Raw genomic sequence first — 25,197 nt, 5'->3', positions numbered from 1 at the left:
GCCCTTGGTCCGGCCCGGGGCGCGTCTCCGCTCAACGCGCGCCCCGGACCGGGGCTGTGCTCTCAGGGCTGTCCGCCCTGGCCCCCGTTCGATCCGACCGGCCGGTCTCAGTCGCCCGGGTGGGCGAGCTCGACGTCGTAACCGTCGACCCCGGCAGCGTCCACCGACAGCGCGTTGGCCACCGGCGGGTACCCGCTGGCGATCACCGTGTAGTCGCCGGAGTCCAGGTCGGTGAAGGCGTACGCGCCGTCCGCACCGGTCGTGGAGGTGGCCACGACGTTGCCCGCCGCGTCGACCAGCGTGACCCGCGCGTCCGGCAGCGGACGGCGGTCCGCACCGGCCCGTACGACGCCCTGGACGCGGGCGCCGGACTGCAGCGCGATCTCGATGCGGGTGGTGCCCTGGCCGCTGACCTCGACCGGCTGCGCGGTCGGCCGGTAGTCGGTGGCGTTCACCGCGACGGTGTACGTACCGGCGGCCAGCTCGTCGAAGGCGAAGTTGCCCTCGACGCCGGTCTTGCCGGTCGCCAGCACCTCACCGCGGACGTCCGTGACCACGACCATCGCGCCGTCCACCGGCGCGCCGGTGACCACGCTGCGGACCTGGCCGCGCAGGCCGCTGGTGCCGCTGAGCAGGATGTCGTAGCCGATCGGCTGGTCGCCGACGACGACCGTGGACGCCTGCGGCTGGTGGCCGTCGGCGGCCGCGATCAGCACGTACGAGCCGGCGCCGGGGGCGTTCAGTACGTACGAGCCGTTGGCCTGGGCCACCGAGCGGCCCAGCTGGCGGCCGCTGAGCGAGATCAGCGTGACCGCGGAGCGCGGGACCGGGCTGCCGTCGCCGTTGCGGACGAAGCCGGTGATGGCCGGGCCCTCCGGGGTGCCGGGGTCGCCGGCGGAGGCGTAGGCGGCCAGCGGCTGGGCCTGGGTGGCCTGGGCGGGCTGGGCCTGTGCCCAGGAGGGCGTCCGGTCGTCGGCCGCGGAGGGGGCGCCGACCAGGGCCGGCTCCCGCTCCCCGGCCGAGGCGGCCGAGGCGGCCGAAGCGGCTGCGGCGGTGGCCGGGGCGGCCGTGGCGTCGGCCGGAACCGCCGTCGCGTCCGTGGTGGCGCCGGACGCCGTGGCGTCCGAGCCGTCGTCGGAGGACTGTGCCAGTCCACCCTTGGTCTTCAAGGCGACCTCCTTGATGAAAAGCGTCAGAAGGAAGGCGAGCAGCGCGCACGGGGCGGCGATCAGGAAGATGTCCGCGACAGCGTGCCCGTAGGCGCTCTCCATGACCGTCCGGAGGGGCGCCGGGAGGGCGTCCAGGTCCGGAATGCCCCCGCCGCCGGTGCCGCCCTGGGCGGCCGCCTTGGCGCCGGCCGGTCCGAGGTCGGCCAGGCCGTCCTTGACGTAGTGCGTGACTCGGGTTGCCAGCACCGCGCCGAGCGCCGAGACACCCACCGCACCACCGAGGGAGCGGAAGAAGGTGACGACGGACGAGGCGGAGCCGAGGTCCTGAGGGGCGACCTGGTTCTGCGTGCACAGCACCAGGTTCTGCATCATCATGCCGATGCCGAGCCCCATCAGGGCCATGAAGAGGGCGATGTGCCAGTACTCGGTGTCGTACCGGATCGTGCCCAGCAGGCCGAGGCCCGCGGTCAGCAGCACGCCACCGGTGACCAGCCACGCCTTCCACTTGCCGGTCTTGGTGATGATCTGGCCCGACACGGTCGAGGAGATGAACAGCCCCGCGATCATCGGGATGGTCATCACGCCGGACATCGTCGGCGACTTGCCGCGCGCCAGCTGGAAGTACTGGCTGAAGAAGACGGTGCCGGAGAACATCGCGATACCGACGAACAGCGAGGCCAGCGAGGCCAGCGTGATCGTCTTGTTGCGGAACAGCCGCAGCGGAATGATCGGCTCGGCCGCCTTGGTTTCGACCAGGATGAAGATCAGGGCGAGCACGACCGCGCCGCCGACCATCGCACCGGTCTGCCAGGACATCCAGTCGTACTTGTCGCCGGCCAGGGTGACCCACACCAGCAGCAGGCAGACCGCCGCGCTGATGAAGAAGGCACCGGCCCAGTCGACCTTGACGCCCTCGCGCTTGATGACGGGGAGCTTCAGGGTCTTCTGCAGCACGATCAGCGCGATCACCGCGAAGGGCACGCCGACGTAGAAGCACCAGCGCCAGCCGAGCCAGTCGGTGTCGGTGATGACGCCACCGAGCAGCGGACCGCCAACGGTCGCAACGGCGAAAACAGCACCGAGGTAACCGCTGTACCGCCCGCGCTCACGCGGCGAGATCATCGCGGCCATCACGATCTGGGCCAGGGCGGACAGACCGCCCACGCCTATGCCCTGCACGACACGGCAGGCGATCAGCATCCCGCTGTTCTGCGAGAGTCCGGCGACGACCGACCCTGCCACGTAGATGACGAGGGACAGCTGCACCAACAGCTTCTTGCTGAACAGATCGGAGAGCTTGCCCCACAGCGGGGTGGTCGCCGTCATCGCCAGCAGCGACGCCGTCACGACCCATGTGTAGGCACTCTGTCCGCCGTTGAGGTCGTGGATGATCTCCGGCAGCGCGTTCGACACGATCGTCGAAGACAGAATGGCGACGAACATACCGAGCAGCAGCCCGGACAGCGCCTCCATGATCTGGCGGTGCGTCATGGGCGCTCCGGCGGAGGCGTCTCCGCCGCCTCCGTGCTTGGCGTGGCCGCCCCGCACACCGGCTGGTGTGGTTGTAGCCATGTAATTCCTTATCGTCCTGCTGATGTACGGGTGGTTTCGGTACGCGTGACGTCCGTACGCGCGGCGTCGGTACGCGTGGGTTCCTGATGCGCCCGGGTGCGGCAGTCGCCGAAGCTCTCGTGCAACTTCGCGAGCAGCTCGTTCAGCCGGCCGACGTCGTCGTCGGACCAGTCGTCGAGGTACCGGGCGAGGGAGTCTGTGTAACGGACGGACAGCTCGGCGAGCAGTTCGCGTCCGCGGGTTGTCAGTCGCAGCAGCCTGGACCGCTTGTCCAGAGGGTCGGGCTCCCGCTCGATCCAGCCGCGCTCCGCGATGTGGGCGACGTGCCGGCTGGTCACCGACATGTCGATCATCAGCAGCTCGGCCAGCTTGCTCATCCGCATCTCGCCGTACCGGTCGAGGATGGTGAGCACGCCTACCGAGGCGGGCGGGCAATCGTGGGGGAGGATGCGCCCGAGCTCGCGTTTCACGGCACCGATGGCGCTGAGTTGCCTGGCCAGCTCCTGGTACTGACCCTGCGCGGCCATGGGCACCTCCACATCTTTTGTTGCTTGAGGCAACCATAGAACCACTTGGTTGCCGAAGGCAAACGAATGGGGGGTTTGCGAGGTAAAGGAAACCAAAAAGATGTACCGTGCAGCAGTCAAAGGCCCGACAGTGAACCGTAAATCTGCAGGTCAGAGAGGCGTGCCGGGCTGATCACCAGGGCATACGAGGTCCCCCGCCCCTCCCGCTCCCACCCCGTCGTCACTTTGCGGTGCTCTGGCCGACTCCGCACCGATGTCGGGTGTGCCCGCGAGGCACCCGCCGCCCCGTCCCCCAGGGGTGTGCCACCTACCCACCAGTTCGCTAATCTCTCGCCCTATGGCGAACAACCCGCAGACGCCCGACGGCAACGGCAACTACGACCCGGCCGGCAGCACCCAGATGTTCCGCGCCTTCGTCGACGAGGGAGCCCCCCAAACCCCCCGCACCGCCGCAACCACCCAGCCGTCCTCCTCGGGCCCCCGCGTAGGCCTGATCATCGGCGTCATCGTCGCCGTCGTGGTGGTCGCGGGCGCGGCTTGGCTGGCCCTGGCCTGACCGGCCCCGACTCTGCCCCTGCCTGTTCCTCTTCTCACGTCGGACGGCGGTGCCCCCTCCGCGGGGCACCGCCGTCCTTTGCGTACTAACTGTCGCCGCGCGTCCTACATGTCATGCCGCGCCGCCCGATCACTCCGACTCTCAGCAATCCTGAGCGCATCCCGCAACGCCTCCACCAGCCCATACGCGAGACACCGCAACTCATTGGCCCGCGCCCTGCGCTCAGGCCCCCGTTCACCGAGCAGCTCGGTCGCCCGCTCGACGAGCCGAGCCCCCATCCCCAACTGCACGGCCTCCACCTCATCGGCCAGCTGCGATACGTACCCGCTCCCGTCCGCCTCCGCCGACAGATAACAGGGCCGCCCGTCGGCCCCGGCCCAGGGCAACAACCGAAGCCGCTCCGCCTCGCTCACGACGCATACACCGAGAAGCCGCCGTCGTACGCGAAGAGCCGAGCGGCCCGCTCCCGAGCGTGCCGCTCACACACGACGAGGTACGGCCGTACGAGGCGGGTCGAGTCTGCGTCGATCAGCTCATCGAGCACTCGCGGAGACGTGCGAACGACAGTGGGTGGCACTGGCACTGGCACAGACCGGAAGAACAGTTCTCCCACCAGTTCTCCCACCCGTGCCACGACGCGAACGATACGGTGACGCATGTCGACGCTCCTCATCCACAGACAGCGTTGGCCACGCCCCGGGATCGTTGCCGCGATCGCCGGGGCTTCTGTTGCCCGCCAGCTTAGGGAGAGAGTTATGCACCTGTCTATAGCTATAGGCAGACGGGAGCGTCTATGCCGTCCTAGTTACCTCTGCGTACAGTCCTGTTCGTGATGGAGTTCGACCCGACGCGACCCAAGTGGATGCAGATCGCCGAAGTGGTCCGGAAGCGGATCGCCAGCGGGGAGTACCCGCCACAGCACCTGATCTCCGAGGTTCAGATGGAGCAGGAATTCGGCGTCGCCCGGGTGACCGTCCGCAAGGTCACCGCCGCGCTCCGCTCAGAGGGCCTCATCGTCACAACCCCCGGCATGGGCTCGTTCGTCTCGAAGCACTTGCCGGAAGACTTCACGGGCGAGCCCTCGGACGTCTGAGCACGCCACCAGTCGAGTCGACGCGACGAGACGGCCGGCTCGGCTGCCTCCCCTGTCATCCGTTGGGATGGCAATATAAGGATTTCCTTCTAGGCCTCGGCGTCCTACGCTGGGATGCAGAGCATGAGCTGGGAGATCAACCTCCATCCATCGGTGGAGCTGTGGCTGCTCAAGCTGGCAGAGGAGGATCCGGTGAGTGCGGACCTTGTCACCGCAGCCGTCGACATGTTGGCCGAGAGCGGGCCCATGCTGGGCAGGCCGCTGGTGGACCGCATCACCGGCAGTCGTGTTCACCACCTGAAAGAGCTTCGGCCGGGAAGCGCAGGCAGGACCGAGGTTCGGGTGCTGTTCGCCTTCGACCCGGTACGTGAGGCGGTTCTCCTTGTGGCGGGGGACAAGGCAGGCCGTTGGAACCAGTGGTACGAAGATGCGATTCCGCTTGCCGAGGCTCGCTATAGCGCCTACTTGGCGAGTGCCCACCGCACACGAGAGGACGGGAACGCCTGATGACTGGCCACAGCAGTTGGGCCGAGGTGAAGCGCCGGCTGCGTGAAACCCATCCCGAGGTCACCGACGCCGAGTGGGAAACTCGCCAGCAGGCAGCTCGGACGGCGACCGAGGCGTACGTGCTCGGCTACCACCTGCGCAGAATCAGAGAGGAACAGGGGCGCACGCAGGCTCAGATCGCGGCTGCGGTCGGCGTCTCCCAGGCGCGGGTTTCCCAGATCGAACGGGGCGAGATCCACAACCTGGAAACGATGCGCACCTACGCCGCGGCACTGGGCGCCCGGATCACGCTGTCCATCGAATACGGCGACCGAGTGATCGGCGCGGCCTGAGAGGCTTCGCTTCCACCGCGCCGGCGCGCTGCCCGAGGGCCAAGCCGTGCGCGCCTCGGCTCGTCGGTGTTCCACTCCAGGCCCGGGCCGTCGGCCCGACCGCTGGCGTATGGGCTACCCACCGCACTGGAGGCCCCCGTGAGCGCGCAGCTCGACGGCCCGCACGGACCGCTGATCCCGATGCCCGACCTCACGCCCGACGCCTTGCGGGCCGCTGTGTCCCGTATCGCGCCGAGCAGGGTTCCTGCCCTCACCCAGCACATTTTCGAGGCGACGACGAACGCTCAGCAGACGCAGAGCCTCGCCCCTCTCCGCGCCTTCGTCCACTCCTGGGCCGTCTTCATCGCGATCGAGCGGTACCCCGACCGAGCCGCCCGTCTCCGTGCACTGGAGCGAATCGTCGATACGGGGGACCAGGACCCCACAGATGCCATAGCCGAGATCCAGCGGATCCGCGAGGCGGCGGAGAAAGAGGCCGGGCTGTGACCCACGGCGACTGGACGTGGGACTGCAACGAGTGCATCTATATCTGCAACATCACCTGGTACGGCTGACACCTCGCCGTTCTGCCACACGCACGGCGAATACGAGCGCCCCTGGGGGCGCGTGCACCAGCCGCCCCTACTCGTCCGCCATTCGTCCGGGCCAAGCCGTTCGCCCCCACGCGGACTCGAACTCCCCGCGCTCGATGACCTCCGCAGCGAACTCACTCTGCGCCGCCACGTCCTCGATCCTTCCGACGGGGACCTCGCTCAGGCCGATCTCGCCGGACTCATGCAGACAATCCGCCTTCAACTCGCGCCCGTCCCGATAAACCTGCACCTTTCTCACTTCATACCCGTCGTCCCCGATCTCGCTGTAGAACACGACCGCCTCATCCGGAAACTCATGATTCCAGCGAACCTTCCAGTACTCCATACACTCAACCCCGCCCCGGGGAACACTTGCGGTCGCTCACTTCCATGCGACGTCCGCATCCTTCGTATCGATGTGCATCTTCAGCGGCACTCGCCACACATCGACGCCTATCACCGCTGCGCGGTAGCTGTCAGCTGAACCTGTGCTCGATAATCCAGTAATCTTCATCCTCTGTTGATACCGCGCAAATGTAGCTACCGTCAATCGACATTGCTACAAACTCCAAATGGCCGTCATCGCGAATCAGGAAATTCGACACCCTGGCATTCTGTGACCACTGAACAGCCGTCCAATCGACCTTGCGGCTACCCGGCCCTCCGATGCTGATGTAAAATTCACCGTTTTCCGTGAAGAGTGGTCCCTTCGCGGCTTCTTCCAGCCAGCATTGATCGACGCGTGACAGGGCGTCGGGAGATTTGATCGGTACCTCTGCGACAGGCTCTGTCTCGATATTGTTGACTTTCTGCCATGCTTGTTCGGTAGTGGTGACGTTGGTAGGGGTCGGCCTTTTCAGGATCGTCAGACCTGTAGCTGCGATCCTGTCCAGGATCGCCTGCTCTTCGACTGTGCTCATCTCGCTTTACTCCTCATAGAAGAAATGGTGATCTCCGCCAGGCTTGTTCATCTTTGCGTAGCGTTCCATAGATCTATATCCGTCGTGCGTATTGTCCCACCCAAAGTTTACGAAGTTTCTCGACGGATCTTGCTTGGGTTTTCCCGCGTGGAAGTGAAGGCCAGCTGGATCGTGTGTGTGTTCCACGATGACTCGGGACCCATTCTCGGTTTCAAATTGCCTGAAGTTGCCCCAATGAGTTTCTTCCTTCGCGTAAACGTAACCGGGCGTGTTCTTCAGTGTCTTGTCGCCGGTCACGGTCCATTGTGCTACCGGTTCTTCTCCGTAAGGAACTCCTGCCAGATCGTAGGCCGATTTTTCTGCCTCTTCTCTGGAGTCGAACGGATTCGACTTTTCCCCTCGTGGAGGACAAGGTCCGAGGCCAAGGGGGTCAGACCAGGTGTGAGGGTTGGTGACGTAAGTGGCCGGATTGGGTGCAGGAGAGAGTCCGAGAGGGTCTGAAGTGATGTATCGGCTAGTCGCGGGGTCGTAATACCGGAAGTAGTTGTAGTGCAGGCCAGTTTCGGGGTCGAAGTATTGGCCTGGGAAGCGGAGGGGGGTGTAGGCCGTCGCGTCGGTGTTCCAGGTGGTGGTGCCCCAGAGGGTCGTACGGGTGTGCCAGGCTATTTCGCCTTCTGGGGAGACCAGTTCGGTGGGGGTGCCGATCAGGTCGGTGATTATGGCGAAGAAGCGGGAGTCGATTTTGGATTGTGGGGCATCGGCTGCGGAGAGGCGTTCGGTTTGAGCGATCGGTGCCAGGCCGTTGTGGTCCCAGGTGAGTGTGACTGAAGGGGTCGACTCGTCGGCTGAGGTGGTTTGTTCGGTGAGGGTGGTGCCGTCCCAGGTGAAGTCGATCTGCTCGATGACTTCGTTGGATGGGGACAGGCGTTGTTTTGCTGTGCGGCGGCCCAGGGGGTCGTAGAGGTAGCGCCAGGTGGTGCCGTCCGGAGTCACCACGGACGTGAGGCGGTCCTCGGTGTCCCAGGTGTAGTGCCAGGTTTCGCGTTTGCCGGAGAGGTGGCGCTTTTGGCGTACCGTCATGCGGCCCGCGGCGTCGTGTTCGTAGCGGATGCGGCCGGCTTGGGTGAGGCGGGTGCCGGTGTACGTGCGTGTGCCCGTGGCCTCCGAGTTGGCGTGCGCGCCGGGCCATTCGGCGGATGTCTGGTTGCCCGACTCGTCGTAGGCGTAGGTCTCGGTCCAGTTGTGGGCGGAGACCCCAGTGACGCGGCCCATGACATCGAGACTGAAGCGGCGGGGGCCGTTCAGCTGGTCGTCGATGGCGGTGAGGTAGCCATCGGGGCGGTAGGTGTACGTGCGGTGTTGGAGAGGGCTGCTGCCCGTCTCGGGGAGATCGGTTCCGGCTGCCGTACCCGTACTCGCGCCGTACAGGGACTGGGATGACAGGCGGCCCACCGGGTCGTATGACTGGTGGAGGGTGATCAGGCCGTCCGTCAGGCTGCGGGTGATCTCCTGGCCTGCGGCGTCGTGGGTGAAGTTCAGCGTTCGACCGGAGGTCGTGAGGGAGGTGCGGCGGCCGGCGGCGTCGTACACGTAGGTGGCCTCGGCGCCGGAGGGGGTGCGGCGGTGCACGCGGCGGCCGAGCATGTCGTACGCGTACGACATCGTGCGGCCGTCGACCGATTCGGCGGTGATGCGGCCGAGGGCGTCGCGCTGCCACGTCACCTCGCAGCCCGTCGCTGCCGCGCGGAGGAGGCGGCCGCTCGGATCGTGGGTGTAGCGGGTCGTTGCGCCATCAGCGGTGCGCTTGGCTGTCGTGCGGCCGAGCTTGTCGTACTGGTAGACGGTCGTGTGGCCCAGTGGGCTGGTGCGGGCAGCGAGGCGGCCCGCCGGGTCACGTTCGTACGACACCTGGCGGCCATCGAAGTCCGTTTCGGAGGACAGCAGGCCGGCCGGGTCGTAGGCGTATGACCACTCCAGGCCCTGGGGGTTGGTGACCTTGGTCAGCCGGAGTTGTGCGTCGTACGCGAAGGAGTAGCGGACGCCGTTCGGCTCCGTGCGGGCCGTGAGCAGGTCGAAGTGGGTGTACTCGTAGTGGGTCGTGCCGCCTGCGGCGTCGGTGTGGGTGAGGCAGTTGCCTTCGCCGTCGTACGTCCAGGACTCGGTCGCGCCGTCGGGTGCCGTGCGGCGGACGAGGTGGCCTTCGATGTTCCACGTGAAACGGGTGGTGGCGCCGAGGGGGTCGGTGTGGGCCACGACGCGGCCGAAGGAGTCCCGTACGTAAGTCGTCGTGCCGCCGAGCGGGTCGGTGATCTGCTGAGGTAGACCGTGGGAGTCGCAACGTACGTGGGTGGTGTGGCCCTCGGAGTCGGTGGTCGAGGCGAGATGTCCGCGGGCGTCGTACGTGAAGGTCGTGACGGCACCGGTCGGGTCGGTGGTCGACGTGCGGCGGCCGGTCTCGTCGTACGTCTGGTGCCAGACGGCGCCGTCCGGGTCGGTGACCTCGATCGGCAGGCCCAGCTCGTTGTACGCGGCGGTCACCTGGGTGCCGTCCGGGCGGGTGACGCGGGCCAGTTCGCCGTCGGCGGTGTAGTCGTACGCGGTGGTGTTGCCGAGCGGATCGGTGACCGACAGCACTCGGTTGCGTCGGTCGCGTTGGGTGCGGGTGACCGCGCCGGTGGGGCTTATCTCGGCGACGACCTGGGTGCGGTCGTTGATCAGGAAACGGGTGGTGTGTCCGAGTGAATCGGTGACCGAGGTGATGCGGTGGCCGGTGGCCTCGTCGATCTCGTCGTAGCGGAAGGTGTTCCGCATGTGGCCCGCCACGCCGGACTGGAAGACGCAGCGGTGCTGGTCGTCGTACTCGTAGTCGAAGCGCGAGTCGTTGGTGTCGGTCCAGGACGTGATGCGGTGCCGGTCGTCATACCCGAAGCGGAGCGGGCGCCCGGAGGAGCCGGTCACCTCGGTCAGGTCGCCGTCCGTGTAGCCGTAGCGGACGACCTCCACGTCGCCGCCCGCCTCACCATCGGCGCCGACCAGGTGCAATGCGGTGATGCGGCCCTCGGACGTACTGACGCGCACGCGGTAGCCGCCGCTGTGGGCAATCTCGGTGGGGGCGCCCTCGTCGTCGTAGGCGAAGGCGATCCAGTGGCCGCCGCGGTGGGAGACCTGCTCCAGCAGGGCGATGCCGTCCTCGGCGCCGTCGGTGGGCGGGGAGAAGAACCAGGTACGGCCGGTGTCCGGGTCCGTGACCAGGTAACCGCCGTCGGCTTCCCGCTCCAGCGCCCAGCGGTCGCCTTCCTCGGACCGCGTGGGGACGCCCGGGACCGGGTGCGGGTAGGACAGCAGGGAGCCGTCCTCGCGTACGAAGACGACACCCCGGGCGTCGATCTCCAGGCGCACGTCCATGGTGGAGGCCCACGACGGGCCGAACCACCGCCCGGCACGGTACGACGACTCGAAAGTACGGCGGAAGACCAGCGGAAGGCCGGCGGCCGGCAGACTCAGATCGGTCTGCGGCAGCACCATCCGGCCGGTGGCCATGTCGACCGGGTCCTCCCGACAGACCTTCTGGTCCTCGGCCCGCTCGGCCGCGCCCTTCTCGGCCTCGTCCGCCTGCTCGCGCGCCGTGCGTTCCCCCGCGCCCTCCGCCGCATCCCGCCCCTCGCGGCGCAGGGCGCCCTCTCCGAGATCGTCGGCGAGGCGGGCCGCCTTGGCCGTACGGGAACCCGCGCTCGCCGCCGCGGCCGCGCCGCCCGTGGCGACGTCCAGCAAGGCGTCGAAGAGCAGGCGGCCCTTGGCTTCCGAGGCGTCGTGGCTCCAGCCGGTGCCGACGACGGCGGCCGGGAGGCGTTCCGGGTGGTTGGCCAGGCCGACCAGGCCCGCCGCGGTCGAGTTCAGCGTCATCGCGTACTCGGCCGGGTGCGAGATGTTGTACGAGTCCATCGGGGTGATCGAGCGGGCGAAGGACACCAGGCCGAAGGCGCCCTTCGTGAAGCCGCCCGCCGTGTGCAGGAGCTCGGTCGGCGCGCCCTGGATCTTGTCGTACGCCTCCATGCCCACCCGGTCGGTGAACTCCGGCTCGGCGGGGGCGTGGGCCAGGGCCGCGTCCACATGGGTCACCGCGTGCGCGCCGGCGGTGTTGCGCTGCTTGCGGGCGTGCTTCAGCTTGTCCCTGGCGGCGTTGCGCAGCGCCTCGCCCGGGTCATGGGTGAAGTCGCCCGGGTCGGTGGGGCGCTTGCCGGGGTCCTTGCCCGCGTCCTGGGCGTCCTTGTAGGTCTGGAGGTCCTTCGCGTACGCGGTCACGTCCCTCGCGTGCGCGGCCCGCGCCTTGTCGGTCGCCTCCTGGCCCTTCTTGTACTCGTTGATCGCCACCTGGGCCTGCTGTTGGGCCCAGTGCACCGTCTCGGCGAAGTCGGACAGGGCCTTCGACGCCTTTTCGCAGGCGTCGGCGGCGTGCGCCCACTTGGTGGGGTGCATGGCGAACTTCTTGCGGAAGGCGTCGGCGGCCTGGCCGCGCCACTCGCCCGAGTCCAGCTGCCGCATCCCGGAGGCGACCTTGTCGAACGCCTTCTGGAAGTCGCCGAGGTGCTTGGCCGTGGCGCGGATCTTGTCGACGCTGCCGTGCACCAGCTTCTTGGGGTCCTCGGTCTCGCCGAGCTCCCACTCGTCGACCTCGGCACCGAGATGGTTGGCGGCCGAGTCGCCCTTGCTGCGGACCCAGTCGGCACCGCTGTCCCAGCCGGCGTCGTCGATGGTGTCGGCCAGCCGGTCGCTGTAGTGGTCGATGCCCCTGCCGATGGCCTGCCGGCCGTCCTCGTACGCGTCACCGACCTTGTCGGCGACGTCGTTGACACCGTCCTTGACGTCGTCCGGTATCCAGTCGTCCCAACCCATCAGCTGTTGCTTCCCCCGTGCTCGGTGCGGCTGCCGCCGTGCTTGCCGCTGTCCCCCTGCGCGCTGCCGTCGTCGGCCTTCTGGTCCGGGCCGTACGCGTCGTCCATCGCGGCGTTGTACTCGTCCCCGTAACCGGCGAGCTTCGCGTACGCGCTGTACTGGCCGCCGATCATCCCGTCCGTGGTGAGGTCGTGCGCCGTCGCCTTCCAGGTGTCCTCGGCGTGCCGGCCGGCCTCCAGCATCGACTTGGCGCTGTAGTCGGGGTTGGTGAGGCTGTGGATCGGGTTGTCCTCAAGGGTCTGGCCCCAGCTGCGCTTCTCGGCCTCGTCCTCGGACAGGTGCGGATTGCCCATCGCCGCCGTCCAGCCGACCTTCATCGTGCCCTGGACGTAGCCGTCCGCCTCGTGCATCAGGCCCGCCGACAAGCCCGCCCCGTCGGCGAAGTCCAGGGCCTCCTTCACGAGGGAGCGGACGCCCCACTCCCAGCGCTCGCAGAACGTCTCGAACTTCGCGGTGAGATCGGCGTAGCCGGTTTCCATGCCGGTCAGGGCGAGCTCGGAGAAGCCGCGGCCGACCTCGGCGGCGCCTGCCTGACCGATGGCCTGCAGCTCGTCGATGGCACCGTTGATGCCGCTGGTGATCTTCTTGATGGCCGACGGCGAGACGTGCAGGTCCTTCAGCTCGTCGCTCATCTCGGGCCGGCCGCCGTGCTCGCCGCTCATGCCGTGGCCTTCCCCGCGGCCGTCGCGAGTGCCTCGCCGTTGGGGCCGTCCACGGCCGCCTCGTCAGGGACGATGCCGAGTACGGGCGGGAACATCACACAGCCGCCCGCCTCCGCGTCCGCGACGTCCAGGGCCACGCCCGTCGGCTCGCCCGTCGCCGGGACCACCACGTCCAGCAGCCGGGCGCCGTACACGGTCAGGAACTCCAGGCCGTCCGCGGGCGGCGGCTCCCAGCCGGCGGCGACGGCGAAGCGGGCGAGGGCTTGCCTGTCACTGAAGGCGTAGATCCAGCGGATGCCGCCGTAGGTCGCGGTCATCAGGTCGCCGTCGAGCGTCGGCACGATCACGGCCGTACGGCGGAACTCGCCCAGCCGGGCGGCGAATGCCCGCACTGCCGCCGCGGGCGGCGCCTCGTCCGTACGGTCCGCGCGCGGCTCGCTCGCCTGCTGCTCCCGTGCTGCCGCCTCGGCGTCGGCCTGCCGCAGCAAGTCCTCCAGGCGCGGTCGGCCGTCCGCACGCGCAGCACCCGAAGATTCCCCCGCCCCACTGGTACTCATGCATCACATATTCGCACTCGCGTCTGACAGCCAGCCAGGAGTATCCGGCTGGGGCGGGGTTGGTGCCGTCACGTCCAGGTGGCGTCGACATCCTTGGTGTCGATGTGCATGCCCAGCGGCACCCGCCACGCGTCCACGCACACCTTCCACGTGTGTTTCTTCGTCTCGCCGCCGGCGATCGGGGTCGGGAGATCGCGGGTCGACTTCCGCGTGTCCCAGTCGATTCCGAGCCCGCCGATGATGTGGGTGGCGAAGGTGAGGGTGCCGTCCGTCACCGGGCGGCCGCCGGCGTTGTGGAGCTTGACGGTTACTTGCTCGCACCAGCGCACGTCGGTGTTGGCGAGGAGGGGGGTGCCGACTTCCAGGAGGGCAGGCGCTTCCTCGGTGGGAGTGGGGGAGGGGGACGAGGGGGACGAGGGGGGTGAGGGAGCGGCGCTGCCGTTGCTGCCGTCCTTCGCCCCGGTGGCCGGCGGCTGAGTACGCTCCACGGCCCCCGGGGTGCCAGAAGGGGGAACGGTGCCGTCTGCCGGTGCGCGAGGGCGTTCACCGTCTTTTCCGGCGGGAGTGCCGGCGGCGGGATCGGCGTCAGGTCCGTCCAGCGGGACCAGCGTGACATCGTCCTTCGGGGCCACCGGCTTCAGCGAGGCCTGGCTGTCCGCCGGGTGTGCCGCGATGTAGCCCGGGCCTTCGCTGTTGTCGCAGTACGCCAGCGCGGCGCCCAGTAACAGCAGTACTCCCGCCGACGCGCCAACTGTCGTCCGTCGCATGCGGGCAGTGTGATTGACGGGGCGTCAGGTGTACAGAGGGGGCAAGCGCACCGACGGGCATGCCGAAGCCCCGGGCCGGGAGAGGTCCCGCTGCCCGGGGGTGCGTCGCGTCGTCAGTCCGTGGTCAGGCCGTCGCGGAGTTGGGCGAGGGTGCGGGTGAGGAGGCGGGAGACGTGCATCTGGGAGATGCCGACCTCCTCGCCGATCTGGGACTGGGTCATGTTCGCGAAGAAGCGGAGCATGATGATCTGGCGTTCCCGCGGGGGGAGTTTGGCCAGCAGGGGCTTCAACGACTCGCGGTATTCGACGCCTTCGAGGGCGCTGTCCTCGTATCCCAGGCGGTCGGCGAGCGAGCCCTCGCCGCCGTCGTCCTCCGGGGACGGGGAATCCAGCGACGATGCCGTGTACGCGTTGCCGACGGCGAGGCCGTCGACGACGTCCTCCTCCGATACGCCGAGGCACGTGGCGAGTTCGGAGACGGTCGGGGAGCGGTCGAGCTTCTGGGACAGCTCGTCGCTGGCCTTCGTGAGGGCGAGGCGCAGCTCCTGGAGGCGACGGGGGACCCGTACGGACCAGGACGTGTCGCGGAAGAAGCGCTTGATCTCGCCTACGACGGTGGGCATGGCGAACGTCGGGAATTCGACGCCCCGTTCGCAGTCGAACCGGTCGATCGCCTTGATCAGGCCGATCGTGCCGACCTGGACGATGTCCTCCATCGGCTCGTTACGGCTGCGGAAGCGGGCCGCGGCGTAGCGCACCAGCGGGAGGTTCAGTTCGATGAGCGTGTCGCGGACGTACGTACGCTCCACGCTGTCCTTGTCGAGCGTGGCCAGCCGCAGGAACAGGGAGCGGGAGAGCGTACGGGTGTTGAGGGCGTCGTCGTGCACATGCGGTGCTGGCGCGGGAAGCACCTTCGAGCTGCCCAGTTCTACGGACATGCCACCCCCTTGAGGTCGCGGTCGGGTCGCCGCTGCGTCCCTTCGGCCCCATGCGGAGCGAAGAGTTCAGCCTCCACCTGAATACCGGAGGCGGCGCCACGGCAAACGCGGTTCCTGCAGAATGTCACATGTCGGCAACACGCTGTAGCGCCATGTCGACATATCCCTGCAGGAAGGAGTGGTGGTGGCCGGGTGGCCGTACCTCGTCCTGGTTAGGCGTCGATCCTGTTTGCGGATCTGAGTCGGGCGAAACTCCTCGAAAGCAGCCGGGAGACGTGCATCTGGGACACGCCCAGTTCCGCACTGATCTGGGACTGCGTGAGGTTGCTGTAGTAGCGGAGCAGGAGGATGCGCTGCTCGCGTTCGGGCAGCTGTACGAGGAGGTGGCGGACGAGGTCGCGGTGTTCGACGCCGGCCAGCTCCGGGTCCTCGTAACCGAGGCGGTCGAGGAGGCCGGGCAGCCCGTCGCCTTCCTGCGCGGCTTCGAGGGACGTCGCGTGGTACGAGCGGCCGGCCTCCAGGCACGCGAGGACTTCCTCCTCGCCGATCTTCAGGCGCTCGGCGATCTCGGCGGTGGTGGGGGAGCGGCCGTGCAGGACCGTCAGGTCCTCCGTGGCGCCGTTGACCTGCACCCAGAGCTCGTGGAGCCGACGGGGGACGTGGACCGTGCGGACGTTGTCCCGGAAGTACCGCTTGATCTCGCCGACGACGGTCGGCATGGCGAAGGTGGGGAACTGCACGCCGCGGTCGGGGTCGAAGCGGTCGATCGCGTTGATCAGCCCGATCGTGCCGACCTGGATGACGTCCTCCATGGGCTCGTTACGGCTGCGGAAACGTGCCGCCGCGTACCGGACCAGGGGGAGGTTCGCCTCGATGAGCGCGTCCCGTACGCGGGCGTGCTGGGGGGTGCCCGGCTCCAGGCCGGCCAGCTCGGCGAAGAGGACTTGTGTGAGCGCCCGGGTGTCCGCACTCCTGCTCTGGCGGGATGGCGCCTTCGGCGCAGTACGGGCCGTCACGGTTCACGCCTCCCCTTCACAGCGCTCCAGTGCGTCAGTGGTCAGTCGGTCTTCTTGTGCCGGTGCTTCTTGTGCCGGTGCTTCTCTGCATCGGTGCTTCTTGTGAGAGCCGCTTGCGGTAACGGACTCTTCGGGCAAAAGCGGTCATAGCATCACAAGACATGTGCACTGTGTGCAAGCACCGCATATTGCCGTGTTGAAGGGCAGTTGGCGGTGGTGGGTGCGCGGTACGGGGATGCCGGGGAGGGCGCTCGGTGGGCCGCCGGCCGGTGTGCGGGCATGAGGAAACCCCCCGCCCGCAGGGGCGAGGGGCGCTTCGGCCCGGAGGGGGCCGGGGCGGTGCCGCGGGGCGCTCGGGCGCGCGGTACCGCCGTATCGCGGTCCGGTCGGGGCCGGACCGCGCTCAGATCTCGTAGTCGGCGATCACCCAGGTGGCGAACTCCGCCCACTGCTGGACGCCCGCCTGGTGGGCGGGGTGCTCCAGGTAGCGGGTGAGCGCCTCCTTGTCGGCGACGGCCGAGTTGATCGCGAAGTCGTAGGCGATCGGGCGGTCGGTGACGTTCCAGCCGCACTCCCAGAACTGCAGCTCGGGGATGAGGTCGCCGAGCTCCTGGAAGGCCTTCACGCCGGCCGCGACCCGCGGCTCGTCGCGCTCGACGCCGTCGTTGAGCTTGAAAAGGACCAGGTGGCGGATCACGGGGCGGCCTCCAAGGCGCGGAAGGTGCAGAAGGTGCGGAAGGGGCTGAACGGGGGGAATCGTTTCTGCTGGCCCGGGTCCGCGGACAGTGGTGCGGCGATGCGGCGGTGCGGCTACTTGATCAATGAGGTCATGAACTGGCCCACGCCCTGCGCGGCGTCCGAAATGCCCTCGAACCCTATTTGCACGAGGTCGGCGGCCCGCGTCGGGGACGTGACGATCGTGTACAGGACGAAGACGACGACCACGTACATCGCGATCTTCTTCGTTTCCACCATGCGTCCCGTCTCCCCTAAGGCCCTAACCGGCGGCTCCTGCCCGGTGCAGTCGGGCGAGTGTAACCACACCGGCCCCACGGCAGCAGCCGCGCCCGGTCGGCACCGCTCGGTTCCGGCGCCCGGGTCGTCTCCGCCCTCCCGGGCCGTACGCCGCCCTTATGGACGAAAGTCCCGCCAATACGGGTCGTTCGGCGCCCCGTTGAGCCGGGGGTACGGCCGCACGCTGGAGGAGAGCCCGGCGGATCTGGCAGGAGTCCGACGGGTTCGGGGACCGGGACCTCGCTGCGGGGGTCCGTACCGCGTTCCTCCCGGCCGCGGTGCGGGCCATGAGGCCCGGAACGGACGAAGGGCCCGACTCTGCTGAGTCGGGCCCTTCGTGCGAGCGGTAGCGGTGGGATTTGAACCCACGGAGGAGTTGCCCCCTCACGCGCTTTCGAGGCGCGCTCCTTCGGCCGCTCGGACACGCTACCGAGGCAGAGCCTAGCCCATGAGGGGCCGTGTGCCGAAATCGGTTCCGGGAGGCGGGGGCGGTGACCGCTCGGAACGGGCCCGGAATGCCCCGCCCGGCGCCCTCAGCGGGCGCGGAAGAAGTCCGTGAGGACGGCCGCGCAGTCGTCGGCCAGGACGTCGGTGATGACCTCGGGGCGGTGGTTGAGGCGTCGGTCACGTACGACGTCCCAGAGGGAGCCGGCCGCGCCCGCCTTCTCGTCCCGGGCGCCGTACACCACCCGGTCCACCCGGGAGAGCACGATCGCGCCCGCGCACATCGTGCAGGGTTCGAGCGTGACCACGAGGGTGCAGCCGGTCAGCCGCCAATCGGTGCTGCGGCGTGCCTCACCGGTACCGGCCGTGCGCGCCGCCTCTTCCTGGAGCGTGCGGGCGGCCGCCCGGATGGCGAGGACCTCGGCGTGCGCCGTCGGGTCGCCGGTGGCCTCGCGCGCGTTGTGGCCCGTACCGATCACCCGGCCGTCCGCGGACAGCACGACGGCGCCCACCGGGACGTCACCGGTCCCGGGGGCGAGCGAGGCCTCGGCCAGGGCGTGCCGCATGGGCGCGGCCCACGGGTCGCGCAGTGGATCGGGTGCGGGGTCCGCCGGGGCCGCGGCGGGCTGTGCGTCGGTCATGGGAACAGTGTCCGGGACCGGTGGACGCCGGCCCGCGGCGGGCGGACGGGGAGCGGCCGGCGGTACGCCGCTCCCCGGCCGTCACCGGACCGCCTCCAGGACCTCCGTGCAGCCGAGCGCGTCGGCGATCCCGCTCAGCGCGTCGCCGTGGTTGTCGAAGGACAGCAGCTCCTTGGCGCTGACGCCGAGGTCGTCGAGGAGCTCGACGTCGCCGAGCGGGCCGGTCGGCACCGGGTCGTCACCGGCGGCCTCCGGCTCGTCCTCGGCGCTCTCGGGCTCACCGTCCTCCGTACCGTCCAGGTTGGTCAGACCGTCGAGATCCTCCTGCCCCTCGTCGTCGCGGCCGAGCAGTTCGTCGGTCAGCATGGCGCCGTACGAGCTACGGGACGCGATCGTGGCGTTCGAGATGAAGACGCGCGGGTCGTCCTCGCCGTCCACCCGGACGACGCCGAACCACGCGTCCTCCTGCTCGATCAACGCCACCACCGTGTCGTCGTCGACCGCCGCCTGCCGGGCCAGGTCGGCCAGGTCGGCAAGCGTCTCCACATCGTCGAGCTCTGTATCGCTCGCTTCCCACCCGTCTGAGGTGCGCGCGAGCAGTGCGGCGAAGTACACCGTGACTCTCCCACTGGTCAGAGGCGTATCCGGGCCGGGCGAGGCGGACGCGCGTGCGCCCGGAGTCCCCGCCCCATCGGAATCGTGGCAGAAACAACGCGTTCGCGCGGGGTCTTCGGCGCTGCGTCGTGCGCGGGTTCTGCGAGATCCGGTCCATGTGGGGGCCGTACGGGGGTCGGACGCGGGCCGGATTCCGCTCCGCGGAGGGTCCGGGCGGGGCGCGCACTGCCCGCGGAACGTCCGCGTCACCAGCGGTACGCAGCTCCCGTACGGGCCCGCCTCACCAGCGGTACGTGCCTCTCGTACCGGCCCAGCAGGGCGGCCGCGTCACCAGCGGAACGTCCGCATGCGCATCTGCTGCCGCATCCGGGCGGCGCGGGCGCGGCGCGGCTGGACGCGGTCGCGCAGTTCCTTGGCCTCGTTCAGCTCACGGAGGAATTGCGCCCGCCGCCGTCGGCGCGCCGCGTCGGATTCGGTGGCCCCGCCGGCCGCCGGCTCCGCCTCTTCCCGGTCCGCCGGGCGGTCGGGTCTGGGGCCGCCGCCGTCGCCTCTGGCCGCGCCGTGCGTGGCGCCGGGTCTACGAGCGTCCGGACGGTTCTGGCGTGCGTCCGGCCTGGTCTGCCGGGTTTCCGGCCGGGTGTCCTGCCGGTTCTGACGGATCTGTCGTGCGTCCTGACGGTTCTTCTGGTCGGGCATGAGCGACACCGCCTCGGGCCGAGGTCCTCGCCCGGAGGCCGGCCGGCGGTCCGGGCGTCTGTGCCCACTTTCCCCCGAAGTGGTGGGTTGATGCGAGTTGGTTGACGTTGGCCGAAGGGTCCGCCGTAAGTGGCTGATCTTCGTACGGAGAGGTCGCGCGCCCACCGGCGGGCGCTCGGGGGCCCGGCCTCGGTTAGTGTCGATGTCATGCGGATCCACGTCGTCGACCACCCGCTGGTGGCGCACAAACTCACCACACTGCGCGACAAGCGCACCGATTCCCCCACTTTCCGGCGTCTCGCCGACGAGCTGGTCACCCTGCTCGCGTACGAGGCGACCCGCGATGTGCGCACCGAGCAGGTCGACATCGAGACCCCGGTGACGGCGACCACCGGCGTCCGGCTCTCCCACCCCCGCCCGATGGTCGTGCCGATCCTGCGGGCCGGGCTGGGCATGCTGGACGGCATGGTGCGGCTGCTGCCCACGGCCGAGGTCGGCTTCATGGGCATGGTCCGCAACGAGGAGACGTACGAGGCGCAGACGTACGCCACCCGGATGCCGGAGGACCTCTCCGGGCGCCAGGTCTACGTCGTGGACCCGATGCTCGCCACGGGCGGCACGCTGGTCGCGGCGATCAAGGAGCTGATCAAGCGCGGTGCCGACGACGTGACCGCGCTGTGCCTGCTGGCCGCGCCCGAGGGCGTGGAGGTCATGGAGCGGGAGCTGGCCGGTACGCCGGTGACGCTGGTCACCGCGGCGGTCGACGAGCGGCTGAACGCGGACCGCTACATCGTCCCCGGGCTGGGCGACGCGGGCGACCGCATGTACGGGACGGCGGGCTGAGCGTACGAACGGCCCGGGCGGCGCAGCGTACGAACGGGCTGAGCGTACGAACCGAGGCGTACGGCGGGGCCGGGCGCGGGGCGGTGGTGCTCAGCACCCCGGCGCGTCCGGCTTCTCCTTCTTCGGCGGGGCGGTCAGCGCGGCGAGCGCGGCCTTGGCGTCCTTCTCCTTGGCCAGGTCCTTGAACTCGTCGCCGATGATCAGGTCGACTTCGCCGCCCTTGCGGGTGTCGGTCTTCTGCTGAGCCCCGGCCACCTGCGTGCCCAGCACCTTGAAGGAGCCGTCCATCGCGGCCGGCGCGCCGAGCAGTACGCCGGTGCCCTTGACCTTCTTGTCGTAGGCGGCGGGCGCGTTGCCCACCTCGCCGATCGTGAAGCCGCGCTTCTTGAGCGCGTCGGCGGTGTCCTTGGCGAGCCCGCTGCGGGTGGTCGCGTTGAACACGTTGACCTTGATCGTCTTTGGCTTGGGCAGCGGCTTCGCCGTGTGCTGCGGCTTGCCGCCGTCCTGCCCGGTCGGGCACTTCCGCTTCTCCTGCGCGGCCTGCGCGGTGGTGCCGTGCCCGGTGAAGACGTCGATGAGCTGTACGGCGCCCCAGGCGCCCACTCCCAGTACGCAGGCCGAGGCCACGACGGCCGCAACGATCCTGCGCTCACGACGGGGACGGCGCATCCGCGGATACCTGTCGCCCGTGATGCGGTACTTCTTACCGCCCATGCCGGGGGGCGTCAGCATGCTCATGTCCGCAGCGTAGTGCGGCTGCGGCGCTCTGCCTATTAAATGATCTGTTCGTGGCGCGAGACCTGACCCGAAAGGGCCAATACCGGGCGCTGCAGCCACGCTGCGTAAAAGCTCAGGGCTGAGCTGAGGTGTCAGTCCAGTTCGAGGACGCGGGCGTGCAGCACCTGGCGCTGCTGGAGCGCGGCCCGCACCGCGCGGTGCAGTCCGTCCTCCAGGTACAGGTCGCCCTGCCACTTCACGACGTGCGCGAACAGGTCGCCGTAGAAGGTCGAGTCCTCCGCGAGCAGCGTCTCCAGATCGAGCTGCTGCTTGGTGGTCACCAACTGGTCAAGGCGTACCGGGCGCGGGGCCACATCCGCCCACTGGCGGGTGCTCTCCCGGCCGTGATCGGGGTACGGCCGCCCATTTCCGATGCGCTTGAAGATCACACGGAAAGCCTACCGGTCACCCGGCCTCGGGCGCAGCCATGTCGCACGGGTACGAACGGGGTGTATACGGCGTACAGGGAGCAATGCCCCGCCGCCGCCCGAGTACGGCACGGCGGGCCGGTGGGGGCCGGCCCGCCGTGCGCGCGTCACCAGATGAGGGCGTCGGCCGGGTTGTCCTGCCAGTACGTCACCTGGGCGACGCCGGGCTGTACGTACACCGGGCCGCCCTTGACGGTGACGTCCTTGAGGGCGGTGTTCTTGGCCACGGCCACACCGATCCTGCCGGTCTTGAAGCCCTTTTCCGGCGAGTCGGCGGCGGAGAGCATCAGGCCCGCGTAGGCCGTCTCGCCGGGGGCGAGGGTGACCACGGCCTGCGGCCGGGAGTCCTCGATGACCGGCGTGACCGCCTGCTGGTCCTTGTGGAGCCGCAGGAGCGGGTAGCTCTCGGCCGAGAAGTCGCAGGTCTTCTTCGACGTGTTGGTGGCCTTGATCAGGACGTGGTTGATCGGGCGGCTGACGGTGCCGGCCTCGAACTTCAGCGCCGACGCCGTGCAGGGCGCCGGCTTGGCGGCGGACGCGGCGGGCGCGGCCTGGGCCAGGGCGGGGCCGGCGGTCAGCGCCAGCGTTCCGGCGGCGAGCAGCGAGGCGACGGCGACCTTGGCGGTCTTCTTGGACATGGTGGCTCCCCCGTGACTGGTGACTGCGATGGCTGATGACTGCGATGTGGTGGCTCGTGCGGCCGGCTGGTCCGTCCGGCCCGGCACGACATCCACTCTGTCCGGGTGCGCTAGTGATCCGCTAACGTCCGGCTAATGCCGTCATCCGCCGCCAAATACGGCGAAGCCGGGCGGCCGTCGAACGGCCACCCGGCTCCGTCACGCGGCGGACCGGCCGTGCGTACACGGTCACGAGCCCGCTCGGGGATCAGGCCGTGCGCACGTGGTCCATGAGCCCGCTCGGGGATCAGGCCGTGCGCACGCGGTCCACGAGCCCGCTCGGGGTTCAGATCGTCGAGGCGTCGATCACGAAGCGGTAGCGGACGTCGCTCGCCTGCACCCGGCGGTACGCGTCGTTGATCTGCTCGGCCGGGATCACCTCGATCTCCGCGCCGAGACCGTGCTCCGCGCAGAAGTCGAGCATCTCCTGCGTCTCGGGGATGCCGCCGATCATCGAACCGGCCATCGCCCGGCTGCCGCCGATCACCGAGAACGGCGAGAAGCTGAGCCGGTCCTCCGGCGCGCCGACCTGCACCAGCGTGCCGTGCGCGCGCAGCAGCGAGAGGTAGGCGTCCACGTCCAGATTGGCGGAGACGGTGTTGATGATCAGGTCGAAGCGGCCCGCCAGCTCCTCGAAGGTGGCCGGGTCGGAGGTGGCGCGGTAGTCGGAGGCGCCCAGCTTCAGGCCGTCCTCCTTCTTGCGCAGCGACTGGCTGAGGACGGTGACCTCGGCGCCCATCGCGTGCGCGATCTTCACGGCCATGTGGCCGAGGCCGCCCAGGCCGACGACCGCGACCTTCTTGCCGGGGCCCGCGCCCCAGCGCGAGAGCGGCGAGTAGACGGTGATACCGGCGCAGAGCAGCGGCGCGGCGGCGTCCAGGGAGATGCCCTCGGGGATGCGGAGGGCGAAGTCCTCGGAGACCACGACGTGGGTGGAGTAGCCGCCGTACGTCGGCTCGCCGTCCCGGCCGATGGCGTTGTACGTCTGTACGTTGCCGGTGCCGGTGCAGTGCTGCTCCAGGCCGGCCTTGCAGTTGTCGCACTCCCGGCAGGAGTCGACCATGCAGCCGACGCCGACCCGGTCGCCGACCCGGTGGCGGGTGACCTCGGAGCCCACCGCGGCGACCACGCCGGCGATCTCGTGGCCCGGGACCATCGGGAAGATGCCCTCGCCCCAGCCGTTGTCGACCTGGTGGATGTCGGAGTGGCAGATCCCCGCGTACTTGATCTCGATCTCGATGTCGTGCGCGCCGAGCTCACGGCGCGGAATGGTGGTGCGCTCCAGGGGTGCCTTGGGCGCGGGTGCTGCATACGCGGCGACAGAGGTGTGTGTCATGCCATCGAGGCTGCCTCGCGTACAGAAGTGGAGCCAGGCCCCCCGTTTACGTACGAACGGCGTTCCTACCAATGGCAGTGACACCCTCGGGGCGCCGTCGCCCGTCGCCCGTCGCCCGTCGACCGTCGTTGGCGGCCGTCGCAGTCGGCCGGGGCCGCCCTTGTGGATAACTTCGCGGGGGCCGCCCCGACGGAGTTATCCACAGGCCCCCGCACAGTTTCGCCGGGACCCCGATACTTGCCGTATGGACCAGCGCACAGAATTGAGCGAGTTTCTGCGCACCCGCCGCGCGCGTCTGCAGCCCGAGGACGTCGGACTGCCGCGGCACAGCGGGCGACGCAGGGTGCCGGGCCTGCGGCGGGAGGAGCTCGCGCAGCTGGCCGGGGTGAGTGTGGCGTACTACGTAAGGCTGGAGCAGGGCCACGGGCAGAACGTCTCCACGGCGGTCCTCGACGCGATATCCGGCGCGCTGCGGCTCAACGCGGCCGAGCGGGCGCATCTGAGCCATCTGGTGAAGCCGAAGGCCAAGCGCTCGCGCGGTGCGGGGCGGCCGCAGCGGGTGCGGCCCGCGCTGCAGCAGCTGCTGGACGCGATGGAGGGGATACCGGCGTATGTGGCGGGCCGCCGCCTGGACGTCATCGGGTGGAACCGCATGGCATGCGCGCTGCTCGGTGATTACGCCGCGCTCCCGCCCGAGCAGCGGAACATCGCCTGGCAGGTCTTCCTGGACCCGGCCTCCCGCGAGCTGTACGTCGACTGGGAGAGCAAGGCGGCCGATATCGTCGCCTACCTCCGCCTGGACGCGGGCTGCCATCCCGACGACCCGCTGCTCGCGTCGCTGATCGGGGAGCTGTCGGTCAAGAGCGAGGAGTTCCGCCAGCTGTGGGCCACGCACGACGTACAGGACAAGGGCTTCGGCGTGAAGCGGCTGCACCACCCCGTCGTCGGGCCGCTGACGCTGTCGTACGAGACGCTGCGGCTGCCCGCCGACCCGGACCAGCAGCTGATCGTCTACCACGCCGAGCCGGGCTCGACCTCGGCGGAATCACTGCGGCTGCTGGGCAGCTGGGCGGCGGAGGGCCCGGTGTCCCGCGAGCCGGCGAGCAAGGATGCGGCCGAGCGGCAGGAGACGGGGGGATGACTGATGACTGGGGGCGGGGGATGACCGGGGGCTGAGCGAGAACTGGGCGAGGACTGGGCGAGGGCTGAGCGAAGGATTACCGAGGGGCTGGGGAGGGGTGGGGGCGGGGGGGAGGGGCCCCCGGGGGAAGTCGGGGTTAGAGGGGGACAGCCCCCTCCGGCCCGGTCGGGGATAGAGTGGCCAAGCCGTGGTGTTCGGGAAGACCGGTGAAGACCTTCAAGGTCTGATTCCGGAGCGGCCCTCGCCACTGTGATCGGGGAGCTACCGACCCTTTTCCTGTACGTACGTGCACTGCGTACGTGCGGGGGCCACTGTCCGTGTAGTGCGGGCGGGAAGGCCGGGACGGGCGCGTCCACCTCAGGCTCTTGACGAGCAGGGGGTTCCCCGTAAGCCAGGAGACCGGCCACGGCATCTCACGAATTGATTCCACGAGGTGCTGGAGCG

Annotated in this window: 27 protein-coding genes, 1 tRNA gene and 1 riboswitch; of the genes, 7 read left to right on the top strand and 21 right to left on the bottom strand. The window is 69.3% G+C overall.

The features are described from left to right. Positions 1-107: 107 nt before the first annotated feature. Positions 108-2,741: an MFS transporter gene (locus tag AB0I82_RS23555; RefSeq protein WP_363259325.1), complete on the bottom strand. Its 2,634-nt coding sequence runs from the start codon at positions 2,739-2,741 to the stop codon at positions 108-110. Between the two features lie 8 nt (positions 2,742-2,749). Further along, on the bottom strand, positions 2,750-3,268 hold the full coding sequence (locus tag AB0I82_RS23550; protein WP_363259324.1) for a MarR family transcriptional regulator: 519 nt from the start codon (positions 3,266-3,268) through the stop codon (positions 2,750-2,752). Positions 3,269-3,605: 337 nt separating this feature from the next. Here AB0I82_RS23550 and AB0I82_RS23545 point away from each other — a divergent pair, with 337 nt between their 5' ends. Then, a complete protein-coding gene (locus AB0I82_RS23545) occupies positions 3,606-3,824 on the top strand; it encodes a hypothetical protein (protein WP_363259323.1) in 219 nt (72 codons plus the stop codon). 409 nt (positions 3,825-4,233) lie between these two features. On the opposite strand, the gene AB0I82_RS23540 is transcribed toward AB0I82_RS23545, so the two are convergent. Further along, positions 4,234-4,368 (bottom strand): hypothetical protein, encoded by a 135-nt coding sequence (locus tag AB0I82_RS23540; protein WP_363259322.1) that lies wholly within the window; start codon positions 4,366-4,368, stop codon positions 4,234-4,236. 285 nt (positions 4,369-4,653) lie between these two features. Between AB0I82_RS23540 and AB0I82_RS23535 the strand changes: the two genes are divergently transcribed. The 4 genes from AB0I82_RS23535 (at position 4,654) to AB0I82_RS23520 (ending at position 6,242) form a co-directional block, all read left to right on the top strand. Further along, positions 4,654-4,917 carry a GntR family transcriptional regulator gene (locus AB0I82_RS23535; RefSeq protein WP_363259321.1) on the top strand — a complete coding sequence of 88 codons (264 nt, stop codon included), beginning with the start codon at positions 4,654-4,656 and terminating at the stop codon, positions 4,915-4,917. Between the two features lie 123 nt (positions 4,918-5,040). Next, positions 5,041-5,424: a type II toxin-antitoxin system RelE/ParE family toxin gene (locus AB0I82_RS23530; RefSeq protein WP_363259320.1), complete on the top strand. Its 384-nt coding sequence runs from the start codon at positions 5,041-5,043 to the stop codon at positions 5,422-5,424. Then, positions 5,424-5,756, top strand: a complete 333-nt coding sequence (locus AB0I82_RS23525; protein ID WP_363259319.1) for a helix-turn-helix transcriptional regulator — start codon at positions 5,424-5,426, stop codon at positions 5,754-5,756. The genes AB0I82_RS23530 and AB0I82_RS23525 overlap by 1 nt, the downstream gene beginning before the upstream one ends. Before the next feature lie 138 nt (positions 5,757-5,894). After that, positions 5,895-6,242 carry a DUF6247 family protein gene (locus AB0I82_RS23520; protein WP_363259318.1) on the top strand — a complete coding sequence of 116 codons (348 nt, stop codon included), beginning with the start codon at positions 5,895-5,897 and terminating at the stop codon, positions 6,240-6,242. Between the two features lie 135 nt (positions 6,243-6,377). On the opposite strand, the gene AB0I82_RS23515 is transcribed toward AB0I82_RS23520, so the two are convergent. The 14 genes from AB0I82_RS23515 to AB0I82_RS23450 form a co-directional block, all read right to left on the bottom strand. Beyond that, a complete protein-coding gene (locus AB0I82_RS23515; protein WP_363259317.1) occupies positions 6,378-6,674 on the bottom strand; it encodes a hypothetical protein in 297 nt (98 codons plus the stop codon). Positions 6,675-6,804: 130 nt separating this feature from the next. Continuing rightward, complete coding sequence (locus AB0I82_RS23510; protein ID WP_363259316.1) at positions 6,805-7,248, bottom strand: hypothetical protein; 444 nt, start codon at positions 7,246-7,248, stop codon at positions 6,805-6,807. A gap of 6 nt (positions 7,249-7,254) precedes the next feature. Beyond that, on the bottom strand, positions 7,255-12,141 hold the full coding sequence (locus AB0I82_RS23505; RefSeq protein WP_363259315.1) for a putative T7SS-secreted protein: 4,887 nt from the start codon (positions 12,139-12,141) through the stop codon (positions 7,255-7,257). Further along, complete coding sequence (locus AB0I82_RS23500; protein WP_363259314.1) at positions 12,141-12,863, bottom strand: hypothetical protein; 723 nt, start codon at positions 12,861-12,863, stop codon at positions 12,141-12,143. Before AB0I82_RS23500 ends, AB0I82_RS23505 begins: the two co-directional genes overlap by 1 nt. Continuing rightward, positions 12,860-13,420, bottom strand: a complete 561-nt coding sequence (locus AB0I82_RS23495; protein WP_363259313.1) for an SseB family protein — start codon at positions 13,418-13,420, stop codon at positions 12,860-12,862. Before AB0I82_RS23495 ends, AB0I82_RS23500 begins: the two co-directional genes overlap by 4 nt. A 68-nt stretch (positions 13,421-13,488) precedes the next feature. Further along, positions 13,489-14,187, bottom strand: a complete 699-nt coding sequence (locus AB0I82_RS23490; RefSeq protein WP_363259312.1) for a hypothetical protein — start codon at positions 14,185-14,187, stop codon at positions 13,489-13,491. 113 nt (positions 14,188-14,300) lie between these two features. After that, a complete protein-coding gene (locus AB0I82_RS23485; RefSeq protein ID WP_363259311.1) occupies positions 14,301-15,125 on the bottom strand; it encodes an RNA polymerase sigma factor SigF in 825 nt (274 codons plus the stop codon). A 212-nt stretch (positions 15,126-15,337) separates the two neighbouring features. After that, positions 15,338-16,141: an RNA polymerase sigma factor SigF gene (locus AB0I82_RS23480; RefSeq protein ID WP_363259310.1), complete on the bottom strand. Its 804-nt coding sequence runs from the start codon at positions 16,139-16,141 to the stop codon at positions 15,338-15,340. 403 nt (positions 16,142-16,544) lie between these two features. Further along, complete coding sequence (locus AB0I82_RS23475; protein ID WP_363259309.1) at positions 16,545-16,838, bottom strand: Dabb family protein; 294 nt, start codon at positions 16,836-16,838, stop codon at positions 16,545-16,547. Positions 16,839-16,951: 113 nt separating this feature from the next. After that, positions 16,952-17,116 (bottom strand): hypothetical protein, encoded by a 165-nt coding sequence (locus AB0I82_RS23470; RefSeq protein WP_363259308.1) that lies wholly within the window; start codon positions 17,114-17,116, stop codon positions 16,952-16,954. Positions 17,117-17,499: 383 nt separating this feature from the next. Beyond that, positions 17,500-17,586: transfer RNA gene (locus tag AB0I82_RS23465), tRNA-Ser, on the bottom strand. A 102-nt stretch (positions 17,587-17,688) separates the two neighbouring features. After that, positions 17,689-18,240: a tRNA adenosine(34) deaminase TadA gene (gene tadA / locus AB0I82_RS23460; RefSeq protein WP_363259307.1), complete on the bottom strand. Its 552-nt coding sequence runs from the start codon at positions 18,238-18,240 to the stop codon at positions 17,689-17,691. 81 nt (positions 18,241-18,321) lie between these two features. Beyond that, on the bottom strand, positions 18,322-18,855 hold the full coding sequence (locus tag AB0I82_RS23455; RefSeq protein WP_363259306.1) for a hypothetical protein: 534 nt from the start codon (positions 18,853-18,855) through the stop codon (positions 18,322-18,324). 327 nt (positions 18,856-19,182) lie between these two features. Next, positions 19,183-19,551 carry a hypothetical protein gene (locus AB0I82_RS23450; protein ID WP_363259664.1) on the bottom strand — a complete coding sequence of 123 codons (369 nt, stop codon included), beginning with the start codon at positions 19,549-19,551 and terminating at the stop codon, positions 19,183-19,185. A gap of 207 nt (positions 19,552-19,758) precedes the next feature. On the opposite strand from AB0I82_RS23450, the gene upp reads away from it, so the two are divergent. Beyond that, on the top strand, positions 19,759-20,394 hold the full coding sequence (gene upp / locus AB0I82_RS23445) for a uracil phosphoribosyltransferase (protein ID WP_030259840.1): 636 nt from the start codon (positions 19,759-19,761) through the stop codon (positions 20,392-20,394). 90 nt (positions 20,395-20,484) lie between these two features. On the opposite strand, the gene AB0I82_RS23440 is transcribed toward upp, so the two are convergent. From AB0I82_RS23440 to AB0I82_RS23425, 4 genes are all read right to left on the bottom strand, one after another. Further along, a complete protein-coding gene (locus AB0I82_RS23440; protein WP_363259646.1) occupies positions 20,485-21,108 on the bottom strand; it encodes a LytR C-terminal domain-containing protein in 624 nt (207 codons plus the stop codon). A gap of 155 nt (positions 21,109-21,263) precedes the next feature. After that, positions 21,264-21,560, bottom strand: coding sequence for a type II toxin-antitoxin system VapB family antitoxin (locus AB0I82_RS23435; protein WP_004943146.1), 297 nt, complete (start codon positions 21,558-21,560; stop codon positions 21,264-21,266). Between the two features lie 146 nt (positions 21,561-21,706). After that, on the bottom strand, positions 21,707-22,237 hold the full coding sequence (locus AB0I82_RS23430; protein WP_363259305.1) for a DUF4232 domain-containing protein: 531 nt from the start codon (positions 22,235-22,237) through the stop codon (positions 21,707-21,709). Between the two features lie 325 nt (positions 22,238-22,562). Then, positions 22,563-23,612, bottom strand: a complete 1,050-nt coding sequence (locus AB0I82_RS23425) for an NAD(P)-dependent alcohol dehydrogenase (protein ID WP_363259304.1) — start codon at positions 23,610-23,612, stop codon at positions 22,563-22,565. Between the two features lie 244 nt (positions 23,613-23,856). On the opposite strand from AB0I82_RS23425, the gene AB0I82_RS23420 reads away from it, so the two are divergent. Continuing rightward, complete coding sequence (locus AB0I82_RS23420; protein WP_363259303.1) at positions 23,857-24,753, top strand: helix-turn-helix transcriptional regulator; 897 nt, start codon at positions 23,857-23,859, stop codon at positions 24,751-24,753. Between the two features lie 171 nt (positions 24,754-24,924). Next, positions 24,925-25,176: riboswitch (cobalamin riboswitch) on the top strand. Positions 25,177-25,197: the final 21 nt, after the last annotated feature.

The organism is Streptomyces sp. NPDC050315 (assembly GCF_040655775.1).
Lineage (GTDB): Bacteria > Actinomycetota > Actinomycetes > Streptomycetales > Streptomycetaceae > Streptomyces.
Note: the sequence above shows the minus strand (reverse complement) of the source record. Positions and strands in the feature narration are given on the sequence as shown.